The sequence below is a fragment of the Nonomuraea sp. NPDC049714 genome, from assembly GCF_044465295.1.
GTDB lineage: Bacteria > Actinomycetota > Actinomycetes > Streptosporangiales > Streptosporangiaceae > Nonomuraea.
The window spans coordinates 185,804-207,623 of record NZ_JBITLM010000014.1; the positions used below are offsets into that span (position 1 = coordinate 185,804).

Sequence of the window (21,820 nt, forward strand, 5' to 3'; positions counted from 1 at the left end):
GTATCGTTGTACTCTTCGGCACAGCGAAGAGCCTTTCCAGGCGGGATTCGTACGGCTATTGGATCAATAAAAGCCGTGCCCCGGGCGGCATGCAGAGCAGAGGCGGACCCGGGGCTTACGACGTCCAGCATACCCCGGGGCGCCGCCGCACGTCAGCCATGCCTTCGGAGGTGCCGTCTTGCATATCGAACTGCCCGGATGGGTTGAGCGGGTGATCTCCGTACCGCGCTTCGCTCCATACCTCGGCGCGCTCCCAGGCGATCATCTCGTCGCGTTGGACCTGTATCAGTGGAACGTCCGGGCGTCCGAGGCGTTCTACGTGCCGCTGCACTACCTGGAGATCTGCTTACGCAACGCCGAGCACGACCGACTGCGGAACCGGTTCGGGACGGAGGATTGGTGGCGGGTGGCTCCCCTGGACGAGTACGAAACGGCCAAGATCACTGCGGCGAAGCAGAAGCTTGCCAGGAAAGGCGTCAGCCTGCCCTCCGCCGATGACGTGGTCACCGAGCTGTCATTTGGCTTCTGGGTGTCGCTTCTGAGTCGCAGGTACGACCGGCACTTGTGGGTCCCGGCCTTGCACGAGGCGTTCCCGCACTATTCGGGCAGGCGAGAGCCGCTGCGTGACAATTTGCAGGCCATGGTCCTCCTGCGTAATCGCATCATGCATCACGAGCCGATCCATCACCGGCATTTGGCAGCGGACCATGCCAAGATCTACAGGTTGCTGGCATACGTGGAGCCGCAAGTCATCGGCTCGCTGCAAGCCTTCGACCGGGTCCCGGAGGTCCTGGCCCAGCGACCGGCGGGAACGAAACCTTGACCTCGCCGCAGGTTTTCGCCTCGCGGTTGGAGATCGCGCGGCTGGCTCAGGCGAAACGCTCCACCGTGGGCAACTGGGAGCGCCGTCACCGAGATCATCCCGGCCGCTGCTCGTCGAATGAGAGGAGTTGTTCGCGGTCGAGGCGGTGTCGGAGCATTGCACCCGCTGGATCGCTTTGCCACGTTGGAGGGAAGACGTGGTGGGGGAGTCAGTGTAGAAATGATTATCCACAAGCCTGCGGCGTGGCGATTGGGTCTACTGTTCAGCCGCGAGGGTCACGAGGTACCCGATGAGTTTTTGGTCGCCCTGCGCTGGATTCCACCCGTCGGCGAAGGTCTGTGAGGACAGGACTCCGTTGACCGGGTGATATGCGTTCTCGTCGGGGACGCGTTCCAGTTGGGCGTGGACTGCGGAGATGTGGGTGACTTGGGCTTCGACGTGGAGTTGGTCAGCGGACGGGTCGCTGTGGTGATCCTCGCCCCAGTCGATCGTGGCGGCGGTCTCCTCGCCCAGCACTCGGGTCAGCCAGTCGCGGTCGACCGGGCGGAGGGTCCAGGAGACCGTTGCGCCGATGCGGAAGGGATCGCCGCAGCACTGCATCTGCCACTCGTCGACCCAGACGTTCCACTTCATCTCGCCAGTCTTGGCAGGACGGCGGTCCATGACAACTCCAGGTGGACAAACGACAGTTCATAAGATCGCCTCGCCCGTGAGGATCAGGGTCCACATGCGCTCCGCCTCGCAGCAGGCCCAGGGTCCGGCGTACGTCTCCTTCCGAGGCGCAACCTGGTGCGAACGGCGGATTACGTACGTACCGCCGGACGCGAGCAACTCGTACACGATCGCGCGGCACGAGCAGGTGTAGGCCAGGACGCGGACGCGGTACGGTCTCTCGGCCGTCCAGTCGAGTCTCGTCATGCGTCGGCCGGTGCGGGTGGGAGGGTGCGGGGCGAGCTGCGGGCAGGGCCAGATGTCCGGGTCGGTCATGGGGATACGGCCAGCATTGCCCAGACGATCTTGCCGCCGGTCTTCGGCCATCGGTAGCCCCAGCTCGTGGCCAGGTCGTTGACCACTTGCAGGCCACGGCCGCCGACCTCCCATGACTCGGGGGCGCGCAGTTTCGGGGGGTTGCGGTTGCAGTCCCAGACCTCCAGGACTACGTCGTCGCTCACTTGGTGCAGGCCGAGCCACGGGTCGCATTCGTACCCGGCGGACATGCCGTGCGTCAGGTCGTTGGGCTGGCGAGCGCTCTGGGTCGCCTTGATGGCGTTGGTCAGCAACTCGCTCATGACGAGCTGGGCGTCGTCAGTCAGTTCCGCGCGTTCCCAGTCGGCGAGGATCCGCGCGACGTACGTACGGGCGATCGAGACCGAGAGGGGGTGGGCCGGCAGGTCCGTGTACGTGCGGCGGGTCAGTGAGGTCTTCATCGCGCCGCCCAACGGGCAATGTGGGAGACGACGCCCTCGGCGCCCACCCAGGCCGACTGCTTGCGGCCGTGGCCCCAGGTGAAGAACCAGACCTCCTTGCGCTGGACGACCGTGATCTTCAGTCGAGTGGACGCCTGGTGGATCACCACGGCCGGCTCCGCCCGTACGGAGAGGTCGAGCAGCGAGCCAAGTCCCAGCTCGCGGAGGTCCCAGGCGAGACGTACCAGGTAGAGATACGCCTGTTGGCCATCGGACAGTGGCGCTGCGGTCATGCGATCACCGCCAGGCTCGTCGCCGGCGATGAGCACCGCACCAAGGTCACGTTCGTCACGCCGACCTCCCTCGTTGGAGACGCATCCGGCCGCTTTCGCGACAGGCGTCTCGTCTTGTACGACTGAGTGGAGTATCAGCATGCGCATTTGCTTCGGCGGATGGGGCATTTACCTGGAGAAATATAAAAGACAAAGAAAGACGCGATAACTACGTTGAATGTCATAGGGAAGTAGCGATATGGTCGCAGAGAGTAGTCGACCGTATCGGACGACGACGCAACCCCCCGAGGAGTGGCATGAGCGATAAGACCGGCAACCCGATGTCCCCTCGGGCTCGTTTCGCCTCTGACCTGGAACATCACCGTAAGGATGCGGGTCTGTCCCAGATCGCGCTGAGCACACGGATGCAGTGTCACACATCTCTTATCAGCCACATCGAAAGAGGACGTCGGACGCCTACACGCGAATTCGCCGAGGCCCTGGATCGGGTCTTTCAACTGGACGAGCATTTCGCGGGCCTATTGAGGGAGATAGCTCATTCACCCACTATTGGGTGGTTTGCGCGATGGGTGGAGGAGATCGAACCGCAGGCGGCCATCCTCCAATCCTGGGATCCGTTGCTGGTCCCAGGCTGCCTCCAGACACCGGAGTACGCGCGGACTCTCTTCTCCAAGGCCTCCCCCGCAGAGCAGGTGGAGGAGCAGGTCTTGGCTCGGACGCAGCGCCTGCAGATCTTCGACGGCCCCTCCCCTCCCGTCTACACGGCGCTGATCGACGAGCATGTGCTGCATCGTCCTGTCGGCAGCCCGGCCATCCTGGTCGATCAACTTCGTTACCTGCTCGAACTCTGTCGTCATCCTCGAATTACGATCCAGGTGGTGCCTGTCGATGCCGGTTGTGTAGCCGGTATGTTGAGCGCGTTCACGCTCGCTCGCCTGCGCAACGGTGCTGAGATCGTTTCGACCGACTCGTTCCTGTCCGGACATGTCACCGGTGATTACGATTCGGTCATGAACCTCAAGGTGAGATATGAAACCATCAGAGCGGACGCACACCCCCAATCAGTTTCCCAACGGGCGATAGAGGATGCGGTGACCAAATGGACGAATTCAATCTAGAGATGGCGGAATGGCGCAAAGCGACCGCCAGCGCGGACGTCGGTCAGTGCGTTGAAGTCGCGACCAACATGCCCGGCATCGTGGCCGTACGCGACAGCAAAGACCCGAACGGACCCGCTCTGGTCTTCACCCCCCAGGAGTGGAAGGCATTCCTCCACGGAGCCGGCCGCGGCGAGTTCGATCTCTGACCGATGACGGCCGCGACCAGGCATAGGAGCCTGCCTGGGAGCGGCCGACACACCGGAGGAGCTACAGGCCGGTCATCACCAGGCCCATGTAGTACCAGTAGCCGTTGCCGAAGATGTGCTGCGGGATGTCGATGACCTGTCCGGTGGCGAGCGTGGCGCAGGTGAAGCCCCACGCGGTGACCGAGCCGAGCACGTCGCCCTGGCCGACGGCGGGCGGGGTGACCTCGCGCAGGCTGAACAGCGCTGACCCGGTGGTGCCGATGGTGGTGGTCGGGTTGGCGAAGTTGCCGGAATAGGCGCGATCACCGTTGTTCATGGCGACGTACCGGTTGCCGCTGGGGTACATGTACCCGGCGAGGTTGATCCGGATCTCGTCGCCGTTGTTCTCGTCCGTGTCGTAGGCGTCGACAAAATTCACCTCCACCCTGCACGTGGAAGCCCTGGTCGTCGCGTCGGCGGGTGAGGCCGCGGGCACAGCCGCCGGGACGGCCAGGCCCGCCGTCAGTGCGAGCGCGAGTACGAGCTTGTGAGATCGCATGCCGTTTCTCCCTCTGTTGACCTGCGTTTCATGCCGATGAGCAGGAATCTCAGAGTGCGGCGGGCAACGGGGTGGGTCAGTGACCAAATGCACGCTCTATCCACGCCCTTTTACGCGGTCCCGCGACCAGAGCCCTTTTGCGTGAACGGCCGCACACCAACGACGCTGGACAGATCATCGATCCATGCGGATCATGGCTTACGTCCAGGTGTCGTTCGACAACGAGCTCAGCGGTTCCCGCCACCCCCCACACTCGAGGATCCGAGGATGACCCGTTCAAGAGCTCTGTCGTCCATGCTCGCCGCAGCCGCGTCCGTGCTGCTGATCAGCGGGAACGCCCAGGCCGACACGGACCTGCCGTTATCGTCCGCCGTCTTCCGCGCCACGCACAACAGCTATTCCGGCAACGTCGACGGTGCCAGAAACTCCATCACCTATCAGCTCGACCACGGCGTTCGCTTCATCGAGCTCGACGTCCATGACAACGGGTACGCCACGGCGCGCGACTACGCCATCGGCCACGACTCCCCCGGCGATCAGGTCGACCACGCCGGAAACCCGGCCTCGAACCTGCTGCGCGACTGGCTGAACGTGATCGACACGTGGTCCGAGTCGCATCCGACCGCCGCCCCGCTCGTCGTCATGCTCGATCTCAAGGACGATCTGACCGACAACCCGTCGTTCGCCGCCGGCAATCTGGCCGCGCTCAACCAGGAGCTCGTCTCCGTCTTCGGGCCGCGGTTGCTGAGGGCCGAAGACTACCCGGCGAGCCCTCCGCAGCTGGACTCGCTGCGCGGCCGCGTACTGGCCCTGCTTTCCGGCAACGGCAAGAGCCGCACGGAGTACAGACGTGACATCGGCCGCGACCCGGCGGTCGCGCTCAATGCGAACGGGCAGATCGTCGAGGTGCACGACTCCGGCTCGGGTGTGCTCTGGTATTGGACTGGCAGATACGACGACGGTCGGGTGACCTGGCTCCGCCATGGGAGGTATGACAACGGCAGGACGCCCGCTGTCGCGCTGAACGACAACGGCGACGTGGTCGAGGTTCACCAGTCCCAGAACGCGGCCACGCTGTGGTCTCGCGTGGGGCGTCTCGGCGCGGACGGCGAGATCAGCTGGTCCGCCAGCCGCCAGTACGACAACGGTGTCCTGCCGACGGTCGCGTTCACGGACGCGGCCGGCACCCGGCTGCGCGAGATCCACCGCAGCCAGAGCAACAGCCAGAACTGGGTGTGGGACGGCCTGCTGGACAGCGGCGCGTCGACGATTTCGTGGAGCGGGAACGCGAAGACCTCCGACGCCCGCTTCGACAAGACCACCTCCACCCGCGGCACATCGAGCGTGCGGGTGTGGACCGGAGCGGACGGCCCGACCCCGGCGCAGACCCTGCGCGTGGACACCGACCGCTTCACCGGCGACCGCATCCACTACCCGCAGATCGCCTTCGCCGAGTTCCAGAAGGGCGATGCCGCGGAGCTCCAGCAGGGCGCCCTGTTCTACGCCGCACCGGCGGGCGAGTCCGCCTTCATCACGTCAGCACGGCGATCCGGGCGGCTCGTACGCGGCTGGGGCTTCAACAGCGCGAACCTGGCGACGACCCCGCTAGCCAACCACCCGGCGACCGACCACCCCTACGCCCCCTGGTACGAGAGCCTCCTCACCCAGGCCGGCGCCGTACGGTAACGCCCGGAGTTCGTTGTGAGCCGGGGGCGTGAGCGACGCGTTATCGGCATGCCCATATAACCCAACAGGCCACGGCATTTTCCACGGCGAATTCCAACAACAGAAACGATACAAGAACGACATTGATTGTCATATCCAGTAGCGGTATCGTCGCGGAGGGTGATCAATCCGAGCAGGGCAGGGGATGCGACGACCAAGGAGCCGCGTGAACGAAAGCACCAGCCACCCGATTTCCCCCCGAGTGCGATTCGCCTCCGACCTGGAGCATCATCGCAAGAACTCGGGCCTGTCCCTGGTCGCCCTGGGCACCCGGATGCAATGCCACCCTTCCCTGATCAGCCACATCGAACGAGGTCGCCGACCCCCCACCCTCGACTTCGCCGAAGCCCTGGACCATGCCTTCCAGCTGGACCACCACTTCACCACCCTGTTCCGGCAGATCTCCCACTCCCCCGCCCTCGGCTGGTTCGCCCGCTGGGTGGAGGAGATCGAGCCGCAGGCCGTCATCCTCCAGTCCTGGGACCCGCTGCTGATCCCGGGCCTGCTCCAGACCCCGGAGTACGCCCGCGCCATCTTCTCCCCGATGACCCCCGCCGACCAGGTAGAAGAGCGGGTCGAAGCCCGGACCCGGCGGCTGCACATCTTCGACCGTCCCAGCCCGCCCGTCTTCCTGGCGCTGATCGACGAGGGCGTGCTCCACCGCCCGGTCGGCGGACCGGCGGTTCTCGTCCAGCAGCTTCGCCACCTGCTGGAGCTGGCTCAGCACCCCTGCATCACGATCCAGCTCGTGCCCGTCGCGGCGGGATGCGCCGCAGGGATGATGAGCGCGTTCTCGCTGGCACGGCTGCGCGGCGGCGCCGAGGTGGTGTCGGCGGACTCGGTGCTCGTCGGTGACGTCACGAGCGATCACGAGGCGGTCGCCCGCCTCAAGGTCCGCTACAACATCATCAGAGCGGACGCACACTCTCAATCGGTGTCCCAACGGGCCATAGAGGACGCGGTGACCACATGGGCGAAGTGAACCTTCGGTACGTGCCCGGACACCCCTAGCGGCGGCTCCCGCGAGCAATGGTCAAATCGATGAGTGTGGTCGGACATCCCAGGTCGGCCGTTGGAGCTGATCGTTGTACACGATGATGTCGGCGTGGTCGGTTGGGCGGGCTGTGGCGAAGTAGAGCTTTTGGGAGGGGATATAGCGGTTGTGCCAGGACCGTTCGATTTCGGCGGTGTCGGCGGTGGATCCGGCCGGCCCTGTGCCTCGGTCCCGGGCGCGATCTACCGTCTGCTCGAAGGGGACGGACACGAAGATGCGCAGGTCCCACCGGTCGATGAGTTCTGGGCGCAGCAGGAAGACGCCGTCGAAGAGCAGTACGGCGTCTGCGGGGGCGGTCGTGGCCGGCGGGGACGATGGGGTGTCGGTGTCTCTGTCGTAGACCGAGTGTTGGAACCTTCGGTCTCCGCTTGGGCCCAGCGGATCGAGCAGGACCCGGCACAGTGCGGCGTGGTCGTGGGCGTCGAAGTAGCAGCCTTCGGCCGAGTACCGGCCGCGTCGGTAGCGCTGTGCACGGGGGAAGAGGAAGTCGTCGATGGTCGCGCGGATGACGTCGCGGTCCTGCGCGCGCAGGACGACGGCGAGCTCGTCGGCCAGCGTGGTCTTGCCGGCGGCGGGCGGCCCGTCGATGGCGACCCGCAGCGGGTGCGCGGTCGTGACGGACCTGATCGCCTCGGCCAGCCGACCGATGAGCTCGCCGCGGGTGCCTTGGTCCATTGCTGCCTCTCTCACGGTGTCTCTGTTGAGCACCGCACGTCAGACTGCGGTCGCCGGCTCGGTCGACGAGGACGCCGCGTTCGACAGGTCTCCAGCATTACTCGGCTCCCGCATCAGGCCCACCGTTGCTGCCCCATCCTTCCGGGTGATCTCGCCTGCGCCCTGGATCCGGGAGTACGGTTCGAGCCAACAGCGGCTCGTCCCCGGGCAACGGAAATGAGAAAAGCAGTGAAAGCATGGATTCTCGTCGCCATCGGCGTTCTCCTGGCCGCGGTCGGCGGTCTGTGGACGCTTCAGGGGCTGGGCGTCGTCGGCGGGAGCGTGATGACCGGCGACACCACCTGGGCCGTCATCGGCCCCATCGTGCTCATCGTCGCTCTTGCCCTCGTGGTCATCGGAGTGCGCGGCCTGCGCGGCCCGTCCAACAGGCGCGGCGAATGACCTGCTGACGCAGCCGTGGCCACGGGGCCGGTCATCGCGAGCCGCCGGCGTGCAGGGCTTCCCGTTCCCACTGATGGCGTGGCTGCGTGTGCAGCCGCCAGTAGTGCTCGGCGATGTCATCCGGATCGAAGTCGGTGCCGGGGGCGACCGGGCCGGCCACGGTGACGCTCGCCACATGCACCCCGGCGGGCCCGTACTCCTGGTCGAGCAGCGTGACCAGGGTCCGGACGCCTGCCTTGCCCAGTGAGAGGCTCGTGTATCGCGGCTTGGGCTCGGGCATGCCGCCCGTGATGAGGAACGTTCCGTTGCCGCGTGCCGCCATCGCGGGCGCGACGTGGGCGGCGGCGTTGAGCGCGCCGACCACGTTCACCGCCCACGCCTCCATGTGACCGCGTACCGACAGCTCGCCCGGCGCGTCGGCCTGGATGATCGCGGCGTTGTACACGACGACGTCCGGCACGCCGTGCTCGTCGGCAGCCTCGTCGAGTGCGGCGCTCAACGCGACCTGGTCGGTGCTGTCGGCCTTCAGCCTGACAACCGGGACCCCCAACTCGGCCACGGTACGCAGCGTCCGCTCGCTTCGGGCGATCAGCGTGATCGACAGCCCTTCCCTGGCGAGCCGGCGAGCCACCGCCTGTCCTATCCCCGGACCCGCACCAATGATCACCGCACTCGGCACCGGCATCTCCTCACCTTTCGCGATCAGCGACACTTGGGACGGTAAGGCGTCACATCCATGTGAAGGTCAAGCGAAAGGAGCCGTATGCGGATCGGCGACCTGGCTCACGAGACTGGGGTGAACAGGCGACTGCTGCGCTACTACGAGGAGCAGGGCCTGCTCAGACCTGTCCGGCTGGTCAACGGCTACCGTGAGTACACAGAGGCGGACATCGCGACGGTGCGCCACATCCGCGCCATGCTCGCCGCCGGGCTCCCCACCGCGGTCATCGCCCGGGTCCTGCACTGCGTCCACGGTGATGACGAGCTCTTGGTGCCGTCCGGCTGCCCGACCTTCATCGAGGACCTGCGGCGCGAACGCGTTCGCATCACCGAGACGATCGCGCAGCTCCAGAGCTCCCAGGGGATGCTGGATGCGATCCTTGACGCGGCACTACGACCGCGCGCGTTTCCGAGGTCGTAGCCGCCACCGCGAGTGCCGCGAGGGCTACGGCGACGAGGTAGTAGCCGGGTGCCATGGCCTCCCCGGTGACGTCGACCAGCCAGGTGCCCACGAACGGCGCCGTGCCGCCGAAGACGGCCAGGGCCGCGTTGTAGCTGATGGCGGCGCCCGTCACGCGGGTCGCGGCGGGCAGCAGCTCGACGAAGAAGGTGTAGCTGCCGCCCCCGTAGACGCACAGGGCCGCGGCCAGCAACAGCTGCCCGACCACCGCGCTGCCGAACGAGCCGCTGGTCACGAGCATGAACGCGGGCAGCCCCACGACGGCGACCGCCGCCGCTCCGGCGACCAGCATCGGCTTGCGGCCGAACGTGTCGGACAGCCGGCCGCCGATCGGCAGCAGCACCGCGAACGACAGCAGCGCCACGGCGTTGGCCGCCAGCGATCGCATCGGGCTCAGCCCGACGACGGTCTGCAGGTAGGTGACGAAGTAGCCCACGAGGATGTAGAAGCCGAGGCCGGACAGCGCCATGACGGCGAAGATCTGGCCCAGCCGGGTCCGGTTGCCGCGCAGGCTGCTCCGCACTGGGCCGGCCTCGATCGCGTTCTCTCGCCGCAGCTCCTGGAACACCGGGCTCTCCTCGGTGCGGCGGCGGATGTAGAGGCCGATCAGCGAGAGCGGCAGGGCCAGCAGGAAGGGGACGCGCCAGCCCCAGGCGGCGTAGGCGGTGTCCGACACCGCGCCGGACATGGCCATGATGACGACCAGCGCGACGACGGACGCCGCGGCGGTCGCGCCGACCGTGACGCCGATCCAGGTGCCACGGCGTTCGTACGGCGCGTGTTCGAGCACGAACGACGGCGCGCTGACCGACTCGCCACCGGCCGAGAAGCCCTGCGCCAGTCTGCACACCACGAGCAGGACAGGCCCCATGATCCCGGCTGCGGCGTGCGTGGGAAGCAGGCCGATGAGCGCGGTGGCCACGCCCATGCACATGAGCGTGGCGTACAGCACCTTCCTGCGGCCGGTGCGGTCGGCGAGTGCGCCGAAGAACAGCCCGCCCAGCGGACGGGCGACGAACGCGACGCCGTACGCGGCGAAGACCGACAGCAGGCCGGTGGCAGGGTCCTGGCCGGGGAAGAACGCCTCGGCGATGGACACGGCCGAGAAGCCGTAGATGGCGAAGTCGTAGAACTCGACGAACTGACCCGTGCCTGCCCCGAGCAGCACGCGGCGCTGAGCCGCGGACGTGCCGCCCGGGGTGAGGAAATCACGGATCATGGAATCCTGTTATCGCAGGGGACGGATGCCGACGGCGTCGAGGTAGGTCGGGAGGTGGCGGATCCCGGTGGCGCCGCCCACGGCCGCGATGTATCCGTCAGGACGGATGAGCGCCCAGTCCCCCGGCGACATCCCGTACGCGTGGCGCACGTGGCCGCCGGTGTCGAGGATGTCCCGGCCGATGACGTGAACGCGCAGGCCGACGCGCAGCATCGGAAGGGTGTCCTCGTCGATTTCGTACCCTAGCAGGGTCCAGTGCGGCCCCTGGAACAGGCTGAACAGCCGCGTCGCGAGCCCGCCCGCGCCTGTCACGGGGGCGTCGGGGGCACGCTCACCGGCCTGGACGCCCTTGTCGCACGGCGGACCGCCCACCGTCAGGGACGAGTCCGGGTAGCCGAGGTCGAGCTGGCTCACCTCGCGGCCACGGCGGACATCACCCCTCTTGGACGCGTCGAGCAGCCGCTCCGACAGGCCCAGGACCGCCTCGGCGATCGGCCGGCGCTCCTCCTCGTACGTCGCCAGCAACGACTCCGGCGCGCCGCCGAGCACGGCGGCCAGCTTCCAGCCGAGGTTGTACGCGTCCTGGATGCCGGTGTTCAGGCCCTGCCCGCCGGTCGGGGGATGGCAGTGGGCCGCGTCCCCGGTCAGCAGCACGCGTCCGCACTGGTAGGTGTCGGCCAGCCGGGCGTTCATCTCGTAGACGGATCCCCACGGCACCTCGCGGATCACGATGTCGTCCAGGCCGGTGTGTTCGCGGATCAGCGCGGTGAGCCCCGCGGGCGACAGGTCGACGTCCACGCCGAAGGGGACGGCGGCCTGAAACTGGAACAGGTCGGTGCCGTACAGGGGGCACAGCGACAACTCCTTACCCCAGCGGTGCCAGAAGTCCCAGGAAAGGCCGTCCACCCGTACGTCCGCCACGAGCGCCCGTACGCCGAGGGTCTTCCCCCGGAACTCGATGCCGAGGGTCCTGCGCACGAAGCTCGATCCGCCGTCGGCGCCGACCAGGTATCTCGCCCGCACGCCCTGCGGGCCGTCGGGGGTCTCGATCGTGGCGGTCACGCCGTCGGCGTCCTGCTCGAAGCCGACGAGCGCGTGGCCGTACTCGGGGGCGTGGCCGAGCTCGGCCAGCCGCTCACGGAGCCGGCGCTCGGTGAGGAACTGCGGGACGAGCAGGGGGATGTGGTACGGCTCGTCCGGTGTCGGCTCCGGCAGCACGCCCGTGGAGCGGTCGACGGGGCCGTCGTCGGTGTAGAGCCGCAGTAACGGGTACTCGCCCCCGGAGGCGACGATCCGGTCGATCACGCCGAGGTCCTCGAAGACCTCCTGGCTGCGGGGCTGGATGCCCTTGCCCCGCGAGCCGACGAACGGGTGCGGCGCCTTGTCGATCAGGCGGAAGCCGACGTTCCTGCGGGCGAGGTCGATGGCCAGGGTCAGTCCGGCCGGACCGGCTCCACAGATGATCACATCGGGTGACATAGCTGGTCTCCTTCGCTGGAAATTATGTGTAGTTTGCACGGAATCTTGGCTGTGGTCAAGTAACGCCGCACGTGGGATCGTCATAAATCTATGCATGAGGAACCCATAGCGGTGAGGTGGACTGAGCGGTATCCTCGCGTTGATCCGTCCGCACCCGTTCACGTAAAGGCAGCCGTAGCGACATGGCCTCCAAGCACCGCCGGCAAGTCGCGCTCCGGCGCCTGCACGAATCTCTGGTCGACCTGGTCTCGTTCACCAACCTGCCGCGCCGCGACGAGGAGCTCATCGCCGAGGCCGGGATCGAGCTCGACCAGGCCCTGTTCCGCCTACTCGTGGGCATCCATCGGTACGGGCCGATCAGCGTGGGCGAGCTCGCCGACCGCATGGACCGCGACCACACGACCGTGAGCCGGCAGGTGGCCAAGCTCGCCGAGCTCGGCCTGGTCGAGCGGCGGGCGAGCCCGGCGGACAAGCGGGTCAAGGAAGCGATGATCACCGCTGCCGGCCTCCGCGTCACCGACGCGCTCGACGCCGCCCGGCAGCGGCTCAGCGCCCCCGTGCTCGAGCAGTGGAGCGACAGGGATCTGCTGGAGCTCGAACGGCTGATGCGCCGCTTCGCGGACGACCTGCTCTCGATGTCCGCCGTGGCGAAGGAGACGGACCCCTGACCAGGCCGTACGCACTGGAGCCGAGAGACACGCGGTCAGCTGGACGACCGGGGTGATCGCGCCCTGTCGGGGCAGGGGCTGTCGTTTGAATGTCTAACCGTGCGGGTTCGAGCTGAGGGACGGCGGGAAGCGCAGCACCCAGCGGCGCTGCCACGGGGTCTCGACGGCCCGATGGTGGTGGTGCTCGCGGGTCCAGGCGACGGCGTCGGACGGGTCGAGGCCCGCCAGGACGGCGAGGCAGGCGACGACAGTGCCGGTGCGTCCGACGCCGCCCCCGCAGGCGACCTCCACGGCGGTGCCCGCCCGCGCCCGCTCGTACAGCGCGCGGATCTGCCGCACGGCCAGGTCATGATCGCGGGGCAGCAGGAAGTCGGGCCACTGGATCCACGCGTGTGACCACCGCAGCTCGCCCTCGTGGCGACGGCGGAGCCGGTCGGAGCCGAGGTACAGGCCGAAGTCGGGCGCCGGGCCCGCCGGCAGCGGATGGCGCAGGCCGCGACCGCGGATCCACGAGCCGTCCGGGAGTTGGAGAGCGCCTGCGAGCAGCGGTCCGCTCACCGGCCTGCCGATCGGGCCGGTTGTTGCGCTGTCCCTGGGGTCTTGCATCGGGTTCTCCTCGTGTCTTTCACTGGGCTGCGCCGCCCAGGCGCTGCCGGGCGCGATGATTGGCGACATTGAGCCGGTTGCCACACAGGTCAGGCATGCAGTAGATGCGGCGCCCCCCGCGACTGGTGTCGACGAACACCCCTCGGCAGCCCGGGGCCACGCAGGCGCGGAACCGGCCGTGGCCGAGGGCCCGCACGGCGCCGAGCAGCCCGACGCCGATGAGCGCGGCCAACTCCTCGGCCACCGACGCGCCCGGCGCGGTCGGGACGTACCACTGCCACCGCCCGTCGGCATCGCGGTCCAGCACCGGGCTGAGACCGGCCCGCCTGGCCAGCACGGCAGCGCCCGCGACGGCCTGCTCCTCCGTCTCCGTCTCCACGACGCCCCTGGCCTCCCGGCGCAGCAGGTGCACCTCACGGACGTCGTCACCGGTCGGCTGCCGCCCATCCGCCAGGGCGTCGAGCCGTACCCCGTGCTCCGCGAGGAACCGCGTCAACGCTTGGGGGGTCGGCAAGGCGTCCCCGGGCGTGGTCTGCACGGTGGGTGAGGTGTTGGCCAGATCACCCGCCAGGGCAGCCCCCACCGCATAGTCGGTGATGGAGATCCGCATGCCTCACCTGCTTCCTGGTAACCGAATAAACGAAAGCATAACCCTTACATCGGGTCGGCACATCAGCTCACCGCAGTGCGCCGAACCGACCGCGTCGGGACGCCTCAGAGGGCGCTCAGCACGGCGTGCCCGCCCGGTTCGCTCTCCAGTCGCCACCCGGGCGGCCACCTGTGGGTGTCGGCGGGTCGTGCGACGGACGCTCCGTGCAACCGCACCTGCTCGGCTCCATGCGTGTACGCGAAATCAGCCGGTCCGCCGAACGTGGCCCGGTCGAACGAGGTGGCACTGGTGAAGGTGGCGCCCTTGAACATCGCCTGCTGGTGGAAGACGGCCTCCACGAATCCGGAAAGACCGGTGAACCTAGCCGCAGCGAATCCGGCGTTTCCGTGGAAAGCCGCCCCGGTGAACCTGGCATCGCCCCCGAAACTCACCAGGCCGAACGAGGCATGCCCCCCGAAGACCACCTCACTGAAGCCGGCCCGCCCTTCGAAGGATGCGAACCCGAAGATGGTGTCCCTCTCGAAGGTCGCCCCGCCGAATCTGGCGGCACCCGCGAAGACGGTTGAGGTGAACTCCGCGGCGCCCAGAAATTTTGTCTCGCCGAATTCGGCATCGCCGGTGAAGGACGCTGTGTCGAAGGAGGCCGTATCGGTGAAGACGACTCCGCCGAACCTCGCGTCACCGATGAAGGTGGCCCCGGTGAACGTGGCCTCGGCCATACGGCAGCTCACGAAGTCGGCGTCGCAGAGGACAGCACCGGTCAGGTCGAGCCGGATGCCTGGCCAGAACCGCGGATGGGAATCGGCCCCTCTCCTCCACCGCGTCTTCGGCGGCTCCCGGTAACGGAGGTGATCGGCCAAGATGCGTTGCGCGGTGAGGCGTACCTCCCGCTCCTCCCGCACGTCGCGACCGGCCGCGCGCGCGACGGGCGCGCGAGCGCGGGCCGCTCGTTGCGCGGCCCGGATCCTCGCGTCCCGGTCCCGCGGTGCGGCCTCGTCGTACGGCATGCGCAGATACGCGCAGATCACGTCCACGATCGTTTGCCGGAGTGCGGGCGTGTTCTGGGCCAGTTGCTCCAGCGCGTAGAGCCCTGCCAGCCGGACCGGCGCATGAAGATGGCCGAGTTGTTCGGCGGCCTTGCCGTACCTGTCGGTGTCGTGGCCACGCTCGCCGAGTTGAAAGGTGCGCCGTGCAGTGTCGGCGTTGCGCGCGGTGTAGAACACGGCCATCAGGGCGGCCAGCCCGGTGCCGACAGCCAGTGCCCGGCCCCTGATCGCGTCCAGTGCCGCCGCGAGCTTCTCGCCCTGCAGCCCGTGCACCCCGTCGACATGCGCCAGCCACCAGGGCGCACCCGGGCCGAGTATCCAGCCGATCGCCATGCTCAGCAGCAGTCCGCTCATAGCGACGATGATCGTGGCGGGTCTCATGTCACCAACCTGGCGCAAAGGGACGCTCGTGGCCAGCCAACTGGACGGACCCACCGCCGGTCAGTACTCCCGCGCGGATCGCCGACTACCTCGGCACGTACCTGGCCGGCCTGCCCGGCGACGGCCGCGTCCAGCTGGACGGTGCGGTCACCACCGAACCCGACACCCACGAGCTCAACTATTCGGCTAGCGCCGAGTGGTTGCAGACGTTCCACGCCTTCTGCCGCGCCGCCCCGCACGGGTTCACCTGCGGCTGAGCATCGGAGGTGCACGGCAGACTGGCAGGCATGGAGGAGCAGGTGTTGCTCGGTGGCCGGGTCAGCGGCGCGGTCCGGGTCGGGGATACGGTGCGGCGGCCGGTCGGTCCCGGGGGTCATGGCGACCCCGGGTTCGTCCGCGAGCTGCTGGTCTTTCTGGAGCGGGCGGGATGGGCGAGCGCGCCCCGGTTCCTGGGGGGTGGACGAGCGGGGGCGGCAGGTTCTGAGCTTCCTGGACGGGCACGTCGCCTGGGACTGGGAGGCCGGTCAGCCTGAGGCGGTCAGTGGCGATGCCAGTCTTGCGCGGGCCGGTGAGTTGACCCGGGAGCTGCATGACCTGACCGCCGGCACGGCTCTCGCCGGGGAGAGGGAGACGGTCTGCCACAACGATCTGTGGCCGGGGAACATCGTCTACCGTGACCTTGGGCAGGGGCTGCGGCCGGTGGCGTTCATCGACTGGGACCTCGCCTCGCCTGGTGAACGGATCCACGATGTGGCCCGGTTGTGCTGGCAGTACGCCGGGTGGTGGGCAGGCGGTGACCCGGCCGAGGTGCGGCGGCGCTCCATGGTGATCTGCGATGGGTACGGGCTGGTCGACCGGTCCGAGCTGGTCGAGACCGTGTTGTGGTGGCAGGACCGCTGCTGGCGGGGGATCGACCAGGCGGCCGAGGCGGGGGATCCGGCGATGGTACGACTGCGCGCCTCTGGTGCGGTGGAGCAGGTCAGGGGCGCTCATGCTTGGGTGATGCGGCATCGCGAAGAGCTTTATTGAGCCGGGCGTGATGGAGTTCGCATATCGCCTGTACCGGGCAGTGAGGCTTGGGTATCGTCCGGGGCGTGCACCTTGGCACTCGGTTCCATCTCGTCGCCGCCGCGTTCGTCTTCCTGACCGTCGTCACGGCGTGTTCTGCGGACGATAGGCCAACGCTGAATGAGGCTACGAAGCAACTCGTCAGCGACGGCGACGAACTACTGGCTTCCTCGGATATGACCCAGTTGGGGACAGCGAAGGCAACCGAACGAGCCGATCAGGATCGGCGAACGTCCTGCGCACCTGATGAGGTACAGCGGTTCTACCGGGCCGAAGGCAATATCTCTGGCCCACCTGATTTCCAATCTCCAGCCACCACAGTCGCCCTGCTCAAGGGCAAACTTCGCTTCATGGGCTATGCCGAGATCATGGACGAATCTGATCTCGAGGATGAGCATCTGGGCGTGGCCGTGGTACGTCACGCGACCACCCGACTGACTTTCATGATCGCCGTCCGAGCCGACCCCGAACCGGGCATCATGATCGTCGGAAAGACCGAATGCTACCCACGCGGTACATAACGCAGAGAAAGGCGTTACGGACTTTCACGGGCCTGCGCCGCTTCCTCCCGTAGTTGCTGCGCCCGCCTGCGCAGGTTTCGGGCAGTGGCTGCGCAGGATTCGCCGAGGTTGACGATCTCAAGGTGAAGTTGCCTCCCCTGCGCGGTGTAACGGTCAGCGGCCTGCCCCTTCCACACTGCGGCGCTCCGCTCGGGGGTGGTCGGAATGCCGTTGAAGACGTCCGCGAGTTCTTTGACGTACCCATCGAAATCTCTGGCCAAGGACTCTTTCTGGGCCGCTTCCCGCAGCAGATCTTGCTGTACGGACATGACCGGTTCTCACCCTCCCCGCTTCTCAAGGATCTTGAGCAGTGCCGCATGCAAGTGGCCACTGGTCTCAAGGCGGAGGCGGAATTTGTCCGAAGCGGACAGCGCCATTTGATCGTGCTGCTCCAGCGCACGCAGCGTCCAGGCATGTTGCTTGTCTATCAGCGCGTCCGCCACCTCCTTCGCGGTCAATGGCGTCTTTCCGTCCATATAGTCTTGGAGCAGGTCGCTGATGTCGCCCTTGGCCTGGTCAACGCCTTGATCCCGTCCAGTCGCCACCACCGGCGCACGAATATTCCACCATTTGTTGATCGCATAGCCGACGGGCATCGTCAGCACTTCGGCGATGAACTCGTTCGTCTGGTCGTCGTTCCATTCCACATGCGTCGACCCGCTCAGAAGCAGACTCGCCAGCCCGCCGGCTTTCGCGCTACGCACCGTGTATTCGTGTCGTTCAGCCTCATCCCCGAAGGGATGGAACTTACCTATGTCCAAGCCCTGGACGTATTTCTGGGACTCAGCCTGCAGAATCTTCACCGCTGCCGGGTCCTGCATCACCGCGCCGATGAACCGACTTCCTACGTCAACTTTCAATCCATTCCACGGTGGAGCTGGAGCGAACTGTCCGGGCAACGCGCCCTCAGCGGTCTCCTTCGCATGTCCCAGTCCGAGCTCCCCCAGATACGGCACCACCTTCCTGGCCAGCACCTCGTTGATCGGGGAGTTCTTCAGAGAGTCGAAATGCCCGCCCACCTCATCGGCCCCCTCCGCCCCCAGCGCGTTGACAACGTTGAACAACGCCCGGGTCCGCTCCCCCTCGTCTCCCCGCCCCAGCGCCTTGTCCAGCGCACTGGCCAGCACGTCCTCGAATCCCGGCATCCCGTTCAACTTCACCAGTCCAGGACGTAACAGCAGCGAAGCCGCCTCCTTGTCCCCCGCCAGCAGGCGCCGCAACGCGTCCGGGTCGGCGTCGAAGGCCTTGACCAGCCAGTAGCTGTTCCAGTCGAGATGCGGCGAGGAGGGCTGGTGCCCCGCCGTGCCCAACCTCAGCAGCTCCCGGCCCGCCCTGTCGTGGAACTTCGGCGACTGCTTGCCCAGCGCCAGCATCGCGGACAGCATCGCGGGGTGCTTCAGCAGTTCGTCGTCCCAGTCGCCGCCGAGCCGCCCGTCGGTGTCCGCCGTCGCGTAGAGCTCGGCCAGCGGGCCGAGGGAGGCACGCGCGCGCTCCAGCTCCTCCGGGCTCAGCCCTCGGCGGGGACCGTTGACGTTGACGTCCATCCACTGGCTGAAGAGCAGGCTGTACGTCTTCGGCCCGAGAGCGGTGAGCAGGGCCTGGGCGTACGCGGGGTCGATCGCGCCCTGGCCCGCGGCCGTCATGGCGGCCTCCACTCTCCGCCAGCTCTCGGGCGACCCCTCCGCGAGGTGCACCGCGAGGATGGCGAGAAGGACGGCCCCGGCGCTGCGCCCCTTCTCCGCGGCCTCGGCCCTGCTGGCGAAGGGCAGGGTGCCGGTGAGGAATCTGCCGTCGAGGCGGGTGTCCTCCATGCGGGTGATGGTGGCGATCCGCCATTTCAGGTCGCGCTGGGAGTCGTCGAAGAACGCCCAGGTCCTGTGCATGGCCGCCGTTCCCGCCCCGCCGGCCCAGTCCGCACCGGCCTCGGTGATGGCGCTCTCCAGCGGCGGCCGGGTACGGCCCAACGCGGCCTTGGCGCGCTCCAGGTGCTTGATCAGCATCCCCGCCCCGCTGGGGTCGATGCCGACGAACTCCCCCATGACACGCTCCAGCCAGGTGTGGGTACGGGGCGGAAATCCAAGGTAACCGCGTCACTCCCCCGTTGCCATGAAATATCGGTAGATAGTGTTAACCTGGCGCATTGTTGTCCGGATCCAGCGGTCGGCATCCCGATGGGTGCCGACTCCTTGCGGAGCTCCACGGCGGGCGGCCGTCAGGGGCAAACTCCGAGAATCGCACAGACCTTTCGGGCCATTTCCTGCGCTTGGGACATGAGCTGGTCGAATCCGTGGTCAGATGTGTAGATCAGCAGGGCTTTGCCTGATCGGGTGACGACAGCCAAGGGTGGATAATCGCCGCCGGTGGGGCCGGTGACCAGCACGGATTCCTCTCCGGCGCCATAGGGCTCGAACGTGTGGCGAGACTTCTTCCGGGTCTCAGGACAGGAGACGAGGCGATTGTCCGGACACTCGCGAAGGCCGCCTTAGCAGTAGGCAGACTCTCGTAGAGGACCAATTGCTCGGTTGACCATGATGGCGCCGATGATTTGGAGGAGATGGTCCGCATCGAGGTTCGGCCATCCGCGTAGGACCAGCCGCCGCAGGAATCCATCGAGAGATCCTGGCCGATGCCCTCAGTTATGGACCACCACTCCTCATCCCGCGATATTTCGTCTTGTGGCGCCCTGGCGGCTGCCTCGGTCAGCAGGAACCCCTGAGGGATCATGAAGTCCCCAGTCGCCGCTGCAGCACTTGATCCCGGCTCAGCGCCGATCCCGACCAGAAGCGCAAGCACTACCAAAACCTGGCGCAACACATCTCCGTCCCCCGGTTCAGCCAAGCGTGGGAGGACTGTACCGGGAAGGTATTGCGCCTCACCCGGATCCGCCCGACAGGCGGGGCCCACTGCCTGAACGTCAGCCTGTGGACCGGTAGACAGCGTCGGTACCTTGCCCACCGATGAGCTGAACCTGGTTCTCCTCCCTGAGGAGAACCAAGGCGTAGTGCGTCTGACGCCGGGTCAAGTCTGTCTCAGCGGCGAGTGCGGTCAGGGAAGCCGGCCCATGAGTGTTGAGCCGGTCGAGGAGTTTCCTGGCGTTCGCCCTACGGCTCCCGTACCTGCGTGAGGTTTCACCAGCAGCGTCAGGAACATGCTCTTCGACGGCCGCAGACGCTCTCAGACGGTAGGTGCGCGCTCCCCCGTCGCCCAGCGGTTCGGCCAGGCCCGCGCGCACCAACCCGACCAGAGCGGCCGTAGCTTCACGGGAGTCCATGGGGAACGCCTCACGCAGAGTCTTGTTCGTCCAGACCGCGCCATGACGCATCGCCACGAGTGCATGCCTTTGCGCGTCGGTCAGCTTGATGCTGCGGGATGTCCGGGCAAGCCAAGAAAGATCCTCCGGCGCGAGCAGGGCGTGGTTGGACATCTGCACGGTGAAACGAATTCCTTGATCATGAAATCGGGGAGGCACCATTCCAGCTTCGTGCAGGCTGCGAAGAATAGTAGGGATGCCCGAGGCGAGCGCCTCGATGACGCGACGGTCCCGGCCCGACCTGACGTTCTGACAGATGCGCGCGAGCCAGGTGTTTCGTGTGGAGGTGACTCCAGTGACACCGAGCTGGTCGACGGTCAGCCCCCACAGCCCGCCAGGATTGCTGAGCAGGAGCTGGCGCTGGTCGAGTTTCAGCGTGATCGCCTGACCCAAGGCATGCGGACCGAGATCTCGGTGGACCAGAGCGTTGGACAGGAGCTCGCGTACGGCTTCGGCAGGATATTCGGGCTCGTCGTGACCATGACCGTCAACGCCGAATCGGATCCGGGTCCGGGTGTTGCGCTGAACCCAGCGCAACGCCTCATCGAGCACCAGCGGGATCGGGCCATCGAAGCGCTGCGTATCCTGCGCCCGGGTGCCTGGGGGATCACCCGGGCCGGGAGCGACACTCGCCTGGATGACGGCGTTCGGCAGGAACTGCTGAGGGTGAACACCGAGAGCGAGGAGACCGGCGACCGTCGGCAGACGCTGTGGCCCCGCCGTCACGCCGGTCCGGAAGAGGATGTCCTCGTCGGACAAGCGGCGCAAACTCGCAGAGGAGCCTCGGCACGACTCGATATAGGCGTGGACCAGGTCGGGATCAAGGTCGGAGCCAGTGGCCTCGGGAATGACCGCTTGGTCGAATCGAGGAGTGCCGCGATGAGCCAGGAAAGCCTGCTCCTCCACCTGAGACAGCCGGTAGTCCCCATCGTGCGCTCGTAGGTAGGCCCTGCCTGTCGCCCTGACCCGACAGGGTTTGGCCACGCTCGGCAGCTCATGGATTTCGGCGACGACCAGAGACGCTCCTTCGAACTGCACGGTCTGGACAGTGAAGGTAACCGGCGGATCAAGCGCCTGCCTGGCCATCGATGCGAGGGCGGCCTTGCAGGCCGACACGTCGTGGACGCCCGTCGCGGTGAATCCGCTCGCCTCATCCAGTCCCAGGATCAGCAGTCCGCCGCCCGGCATGTTCGCGAACGCGGCGAGCGTCGCGGCAACGGACTCTGGAAAACCCTTCGCCGCGTGCTTGACCTCGACTTCCGCAACGTCGCCACCCTCCGCCCGCAAGTCGGCGACGATGTCGGAGATTGGAATCACGTCCATGCACCAAAGTTACAATCCTCTTTACAATCACCGCAACAATCTTCGAATTGTAAAGGTCCGCCGGATGCCGCCGGCCGCTCGCGCCAGCCTGCGCTTGGCGTCCGATCCC

General features: G+C 67.1%; 25 protein-coding genes. 10 read left to right on the forward strand and 15 right to left on the reverse strand.

Annotated features, from left to right (window positions below):
- Positions 1 to 178 precede the first annotated feature (178 nt).
- The gene (locus ACIBQX_RS41120) at positions 179 to 823 is read left to right on the forward strand and encodes a hypothetical protein (RefSeq protein ID WP_397014431.1); all 645 of its coding nucleotides are present in this window, start codon (positions 179 to 181) and stop codon (positions 821 to 823) included.
- Between the two features lie 255 nt (positions 824 to 1,078).
- On the opposite strand, the gene ACIBQX_RS41125 is transcribed toward ACIBQX_RS41120, so the two are convergent.
- Genes ACIBQX_RS41125 through ACIBQX_RS41140 form a run of 4 tightly spaced genes read right to left on the reverse strand, consistent with a single transcriptional unit; the run spans position 1,079 to position 2,522 of the window.
- On the reverse strand, positions 1,079 to 1,486 hold the full coding sequence (locus ACIBQX_RS41125) for a DUF6578 domain-containing protein (protein WP_397014433.1): 408 nt from the start codon (positions 1,484 to 1,486) through the stop codon (positions 1,079 to 1,081).
- 27 nt (positions 1,487 to 1,513) lie between these two features.
- Positions 1,514 to 1,810, reverse strand: coding sequence for a hypothetical protein (locus tag ACIBQX_RS41130; protein ID WP_397014435.1), 297 nt, complete (start codon positions 1,808 to 1,810; stop codon positions 1,514 to 1,516).
- A complete protein-coding gene (locus tag ACIBQX_RS41135) occupies positions 1,807 to 2,250 on the reverse strand; it encodes an ATP-binding protein (protein ID WP_397014437.1) in 444 nt (147 codons plus the stop codon). Before ACIBQX_RS41135 ends, ACIBQX_RS41130 begins: the two co-directional genes overlap by 4 nt.
- Positions 2,247 to 2,522, reverse strand: a complete 276-nt coding sequence (locus ACIBQX_RS41140; RefSeq protein ID WP_397014439.1) for a hypothetical protein — start codon at positions 2,520 to 2,522, stop codon at positions 2,247 to 2,249. Before ACIBQX_RS41140 ends, ACIBQX_RS41135 begins: the two co-directional genes overlap by 4 nt.
- 296 nt (positions 2,523 to 2,818) lie before the next feature.
- On the opposite strand from ACIBQX_RS41140, the gene ACIBQX_RS41145 reads away from it, so the two are divergent.
- Both ACIBQX_RS41145 and ACIBQX_RS41150 read left to right on the forward strand, forming a co-directional pair.
- Positions 2,819 to 3,640, forward strand: coding sequence for a Scr1 family TA system antitoxin-like transcriptional regulator (locus ACIBQX_RS41145; protein WP_397014441.1), 822 nt, complete (start codon positions 2,819 to 2,821; stop codon positions 3,638 to 3,640).
- Positions 3,622 to 3,828, forward strand: coding sequence for a DUF397 domain-containing protein (locus ACIBQX_RS41150; protein ID WP_397014443.1), 207 nt, complete (start codon positions 3,622 to 3,624; stop codon positions 3,826 to 3,828). Before ACIBQX_RS41145 ends, ACIBQX_RS41150 begins: the two co-directional genes overlap by 19 nt.
- A gap of 61 nt (positions 3,829 to 3,889) precedes the next feature.
- Here ACIBQX_RS41150 and ACIBQX_RS41155 read toward each other — a convergent pair whose 3' ends face one another.
- Positions 3,890 to 4,366, reverse strand: coding sequence for a hypothetical protein (locus ACIBQX_RS41155; protein ID WP_397014445.1), 477 nt, complete (start codon positions 4,364 to 4,366; stop codon positions 3,890 to 3,892).
- Between the two features lie 267 nt (positions 4,367 to 4,633).
- On the opposite strand from ACIBQX_RS41155, the gene ACIBQX_RS41160 reads away from it, so the two are divergent.
- Together ACIBQX_RS41160 and ACIBQX_RS41165 are read left to right on the forward strand one after the other, a co-directional pair.
- Positions 4,634 to 6,052 (forward strand): hypothetical protein, encoded by a 1,419-nt coding sequence (locus ACIBQX_RS41160; protein ID WP_397014447.1) that lies wholly within the window; start codon positions 4,634 to 4,636, stop codon positions 6,050 to 6,052.
- Positions 6,053 to 6,257: 205 nt separating this feature from the next.
- Positions 6,258 to 7,073: a helix-turn-helix transcriptional regulator gene (locus ACIBQX_RS41165; RefSeq protein WP_397014449.1), complete on the forward strand. Its 816-nt coding sequence runs from the start codon at positions 6,258 to 6,260 to the stop codon at positions 7,071 to 7,073.
- Between the two features lie 51 nt (positions 7,074 to 7,124).
- Here ACIBQX_RS41165 and ACIBQX_RS41170 read toward each other — a convergent pair whose 3' ends face one another.
- On the reverse strand, positions 7,125 to 7,820 hold the full coding sequence (locus ACIBQX_RS41170) for a cytidylate kinase family protein (RefSeq protein ID WP_397014450.1): 696 nt from the start codon (positions 7,818 to 7,820) through the stop codon (positions 7,125 to 7,127).
- Between the two features lie 228 nt (positions 7,821 to 8,048).
- Here ACIBQX_RS41170 and ACIBQX_RS41175 point away from each other — a divergent pair, with 228 nt between their 5' ends.
- Positions 8,049 to 8,261, forward strand: a complete 213-nt coding sequence (locus ACIBQX_RS41175) for a hypothetical protein (protein WP_397014452.1) — start codon at positions 8,049 to 8,051, stop codon at positions 8,259 to 8,261.
- Between the two features lie 31 nt (positions 8,262 to 8,292).
- Here ACIBQX_RS41175 and ACIBQX_RS41180 read toward each other — a convergent pair whose 3' ends face one another.
- Positions 8,293 to 8,946 carry an SDR family NAD(P)-dependent oxidoreductase gene (locus ACIBQX_RS41180; protein WP_397014454.1) on the reverse strand — a complete coding sequence of 218 codons (654 nt, stop codon included), beginning with the start codon at positions 8,944 to 8,946 and terminating at the stop codon, positions 8,293 to 8,295.
- Positions 8,947 to 9,024: 78 nt separating this feature from the next.
- On the opposite strand from ACIBQX_RS41180, the gene ACIBQX_RS41185 reads away from it, so the two are divergent.
- Positions 9,025 to 9,402 (forward strand): MerR family transcriptional regulator, encoded by a 378-nt coding sequence (locus tag ACIBQX_RS41185; protein WP_397014456.1) that lies wholly within the window; start codon positions 9,025 to 9,027, stop codon positions 9,400 to 9,402.
- Here ACIBQX_RS41185 and ACIBQX_RS41190 read toward each other — a convergent pair.
- Both ACIBQX_RS41190 and ACIBQX_RS41195 read right to left on the reverse strand, forming a co-directional pair.
- Entirely contained in the window at positions 9,308 to 10,660 is a 1,353-nt protein-coding gene (locus ACIBQX_RS41190) for an MFS transporter (RefSeq protein ID WP_397014458.1), read from the reverse strand. The two genes, ACIBQX_RS41185 and ACIBQX_RS41190, sit on opposite strands and share 95 nt — an antisense overlap.
- A gap of 9 nt (positions 10,661 to 10,669) precedes the next feature.
- Entirely contained in the window at positions 10,670 to 12,139 is a 1,470-nt protein-coding gene (locus tag ACIBQX_RS41195) for an FAD-dependent oxidoreductase (RefSeq protein WP_397014460.1), read from the reverse strand.
- 182 nt (positions 12,140 to 12,321) lie between these two features.
- Here ACIBQX_RS41195 and ACIBQX_RS41200 point away from each other — a divergent pair, with 182 nt between their 5' ends.
- On the forward strand, positions 12,322 to 12,807 hold the full coding sequence (locus tag ACIBQX_RS41200; protein WP_397014462.1) for a MarR family winged helix-turn-helix transcriptional regulator: 486 nt from the start codon (positions 12,322 to 12,324) through the stop codon (positions 12,805 to 12,807).
- 93 nt (positions 12,808 to 12,900) lie between these two features.
- On the opposite strand, the gene ACIBQX_RS41205 is transcribed toward ACIBQX_RS41200, so the two are convergent.
- The 3 genes from ACIBQX_RS41205 to ACIBQX_RS41215 all read right to left on the reverse strand — a co-directional run bounded on the left by ACIBQX_RS41205 (position 12,901) and on the right by ACIBQX_RS41215 (position 15,450).
- Positions 12,901 to 13,413, reverse strand: a complete 513-nt coding sequence (locus ACIBQX_RS41205) for a protein-tyrosine phosphatase family protein (RefSeq protein ID WP_397014464.1) — start codon at positions 13,411 to 13,413, stop codon at positions 12,901 to 12,903.
- A gap of 19 nt (positions 13,414 to 13,432) precedes the next feature.
- On the reverse strand, positions 13,433 to 14,023 hold the full coding sequence (locus ACIBQX_RS41210; protein WP_397014466.1) for a CGNR zinc finger domain-containing protein: 591 nt from the start codon (positions 14,021 to 14,023) through the stop codon (positions 13,433 to 13,435).
- Positions 14,024 to 14,127: 104 nt separating this feature from the next.
- A complete protein-coding gene (locus ACIBQX_RS41215) occupies positions 14,128 to 15,450 on the reverse strand; it encodes a pentapeptide repeat-containing protein (RefSeq protein ID WP_397014468.1) in 1,323 nt (440 codons plus the stop codon).
- 456 nt (positions 15,451 to 15,906) lie between these two features.
- Here ACIBQX_RS41215 and ACIBQX_RS41220 point away from each other — a divergent pair, with 456 nt between their 5' ends.
- Positions 15,907 to 16,479, forward strand: a complete 573-nt coding sequence (locus tag ACIBQX_RS41220) for a phosphotransferase (protein WP_397014470.1) — start codon at positions 15,907 to 15,909, stop codon at positions 16,477 to 16,479.
- A gap of 65 nt (positions 16,480 to 16,544) precedes the next feature.
- Complete coding sequence (locus ACIBQX_RS41225) at positions 16,545 to 17,039, forward strand: hypothetical protein (RefSeq protein ID WP_397014472.1); 495 nt, start codon at positions 16,545 to 16,547, stop codon at positions 17,037 to 17,039.
- Positions 17,040 to 17,053: 14 nt separating this feature from the next.
- On the opposite strand, the gene ACIBQX_RS41230 is transcribed toward ACIBQX_RS41225, so the two are convergent.
- The 3 genes from ACIBQX_RS41230 to ACIBQX_RS41240 all read right to left on the reverse strand — a co-directional run bounded on the left by ACIBQX_RS41230 (position 17,054) and on the right by ACIBQX_RS41240 (position 21,711).
- Complete coding sequence (locus tag ACIBQX_RS41230; RefSeq protein ID WP_397014474.1) at positions 17,054 to 17,347, reverse strand: hypothetical protein; 294 nt, start codon at positions 17,345 to 17,347, stop codon at positions 17,054 to 17,056.
- A gap of 9 nt (positions 17,348 to 17,356) precedes the next feature.
- Positions 17,357 to 19,117, reverse strand: a complete 1,761-nt coding sequence (locus ACIBQX_RS41235; protein WP_397014476.1) for a hypothetical protein — start codon at positions 19,115 to 19,117, stop codon at positions 17,357 to 17,359.
- A gap of 875 nt (positions 19,118 to 19,992) precedes the next feature.
- The gene (locus ACIBQX_RS41240; protein WP_397014477.1) at positions 19,993 to 21,711 is read right to left on the reverse strand and encodes an ATP-binding protein; all 1,719 of its coding nucleotides are present in this window, start codon (positions 21,709 to 21,711) and stop codon (positions 19,993 to 19,995) included.
- Positions 21,712 to 21,820 lie beyond the last annotated feature (109 nt).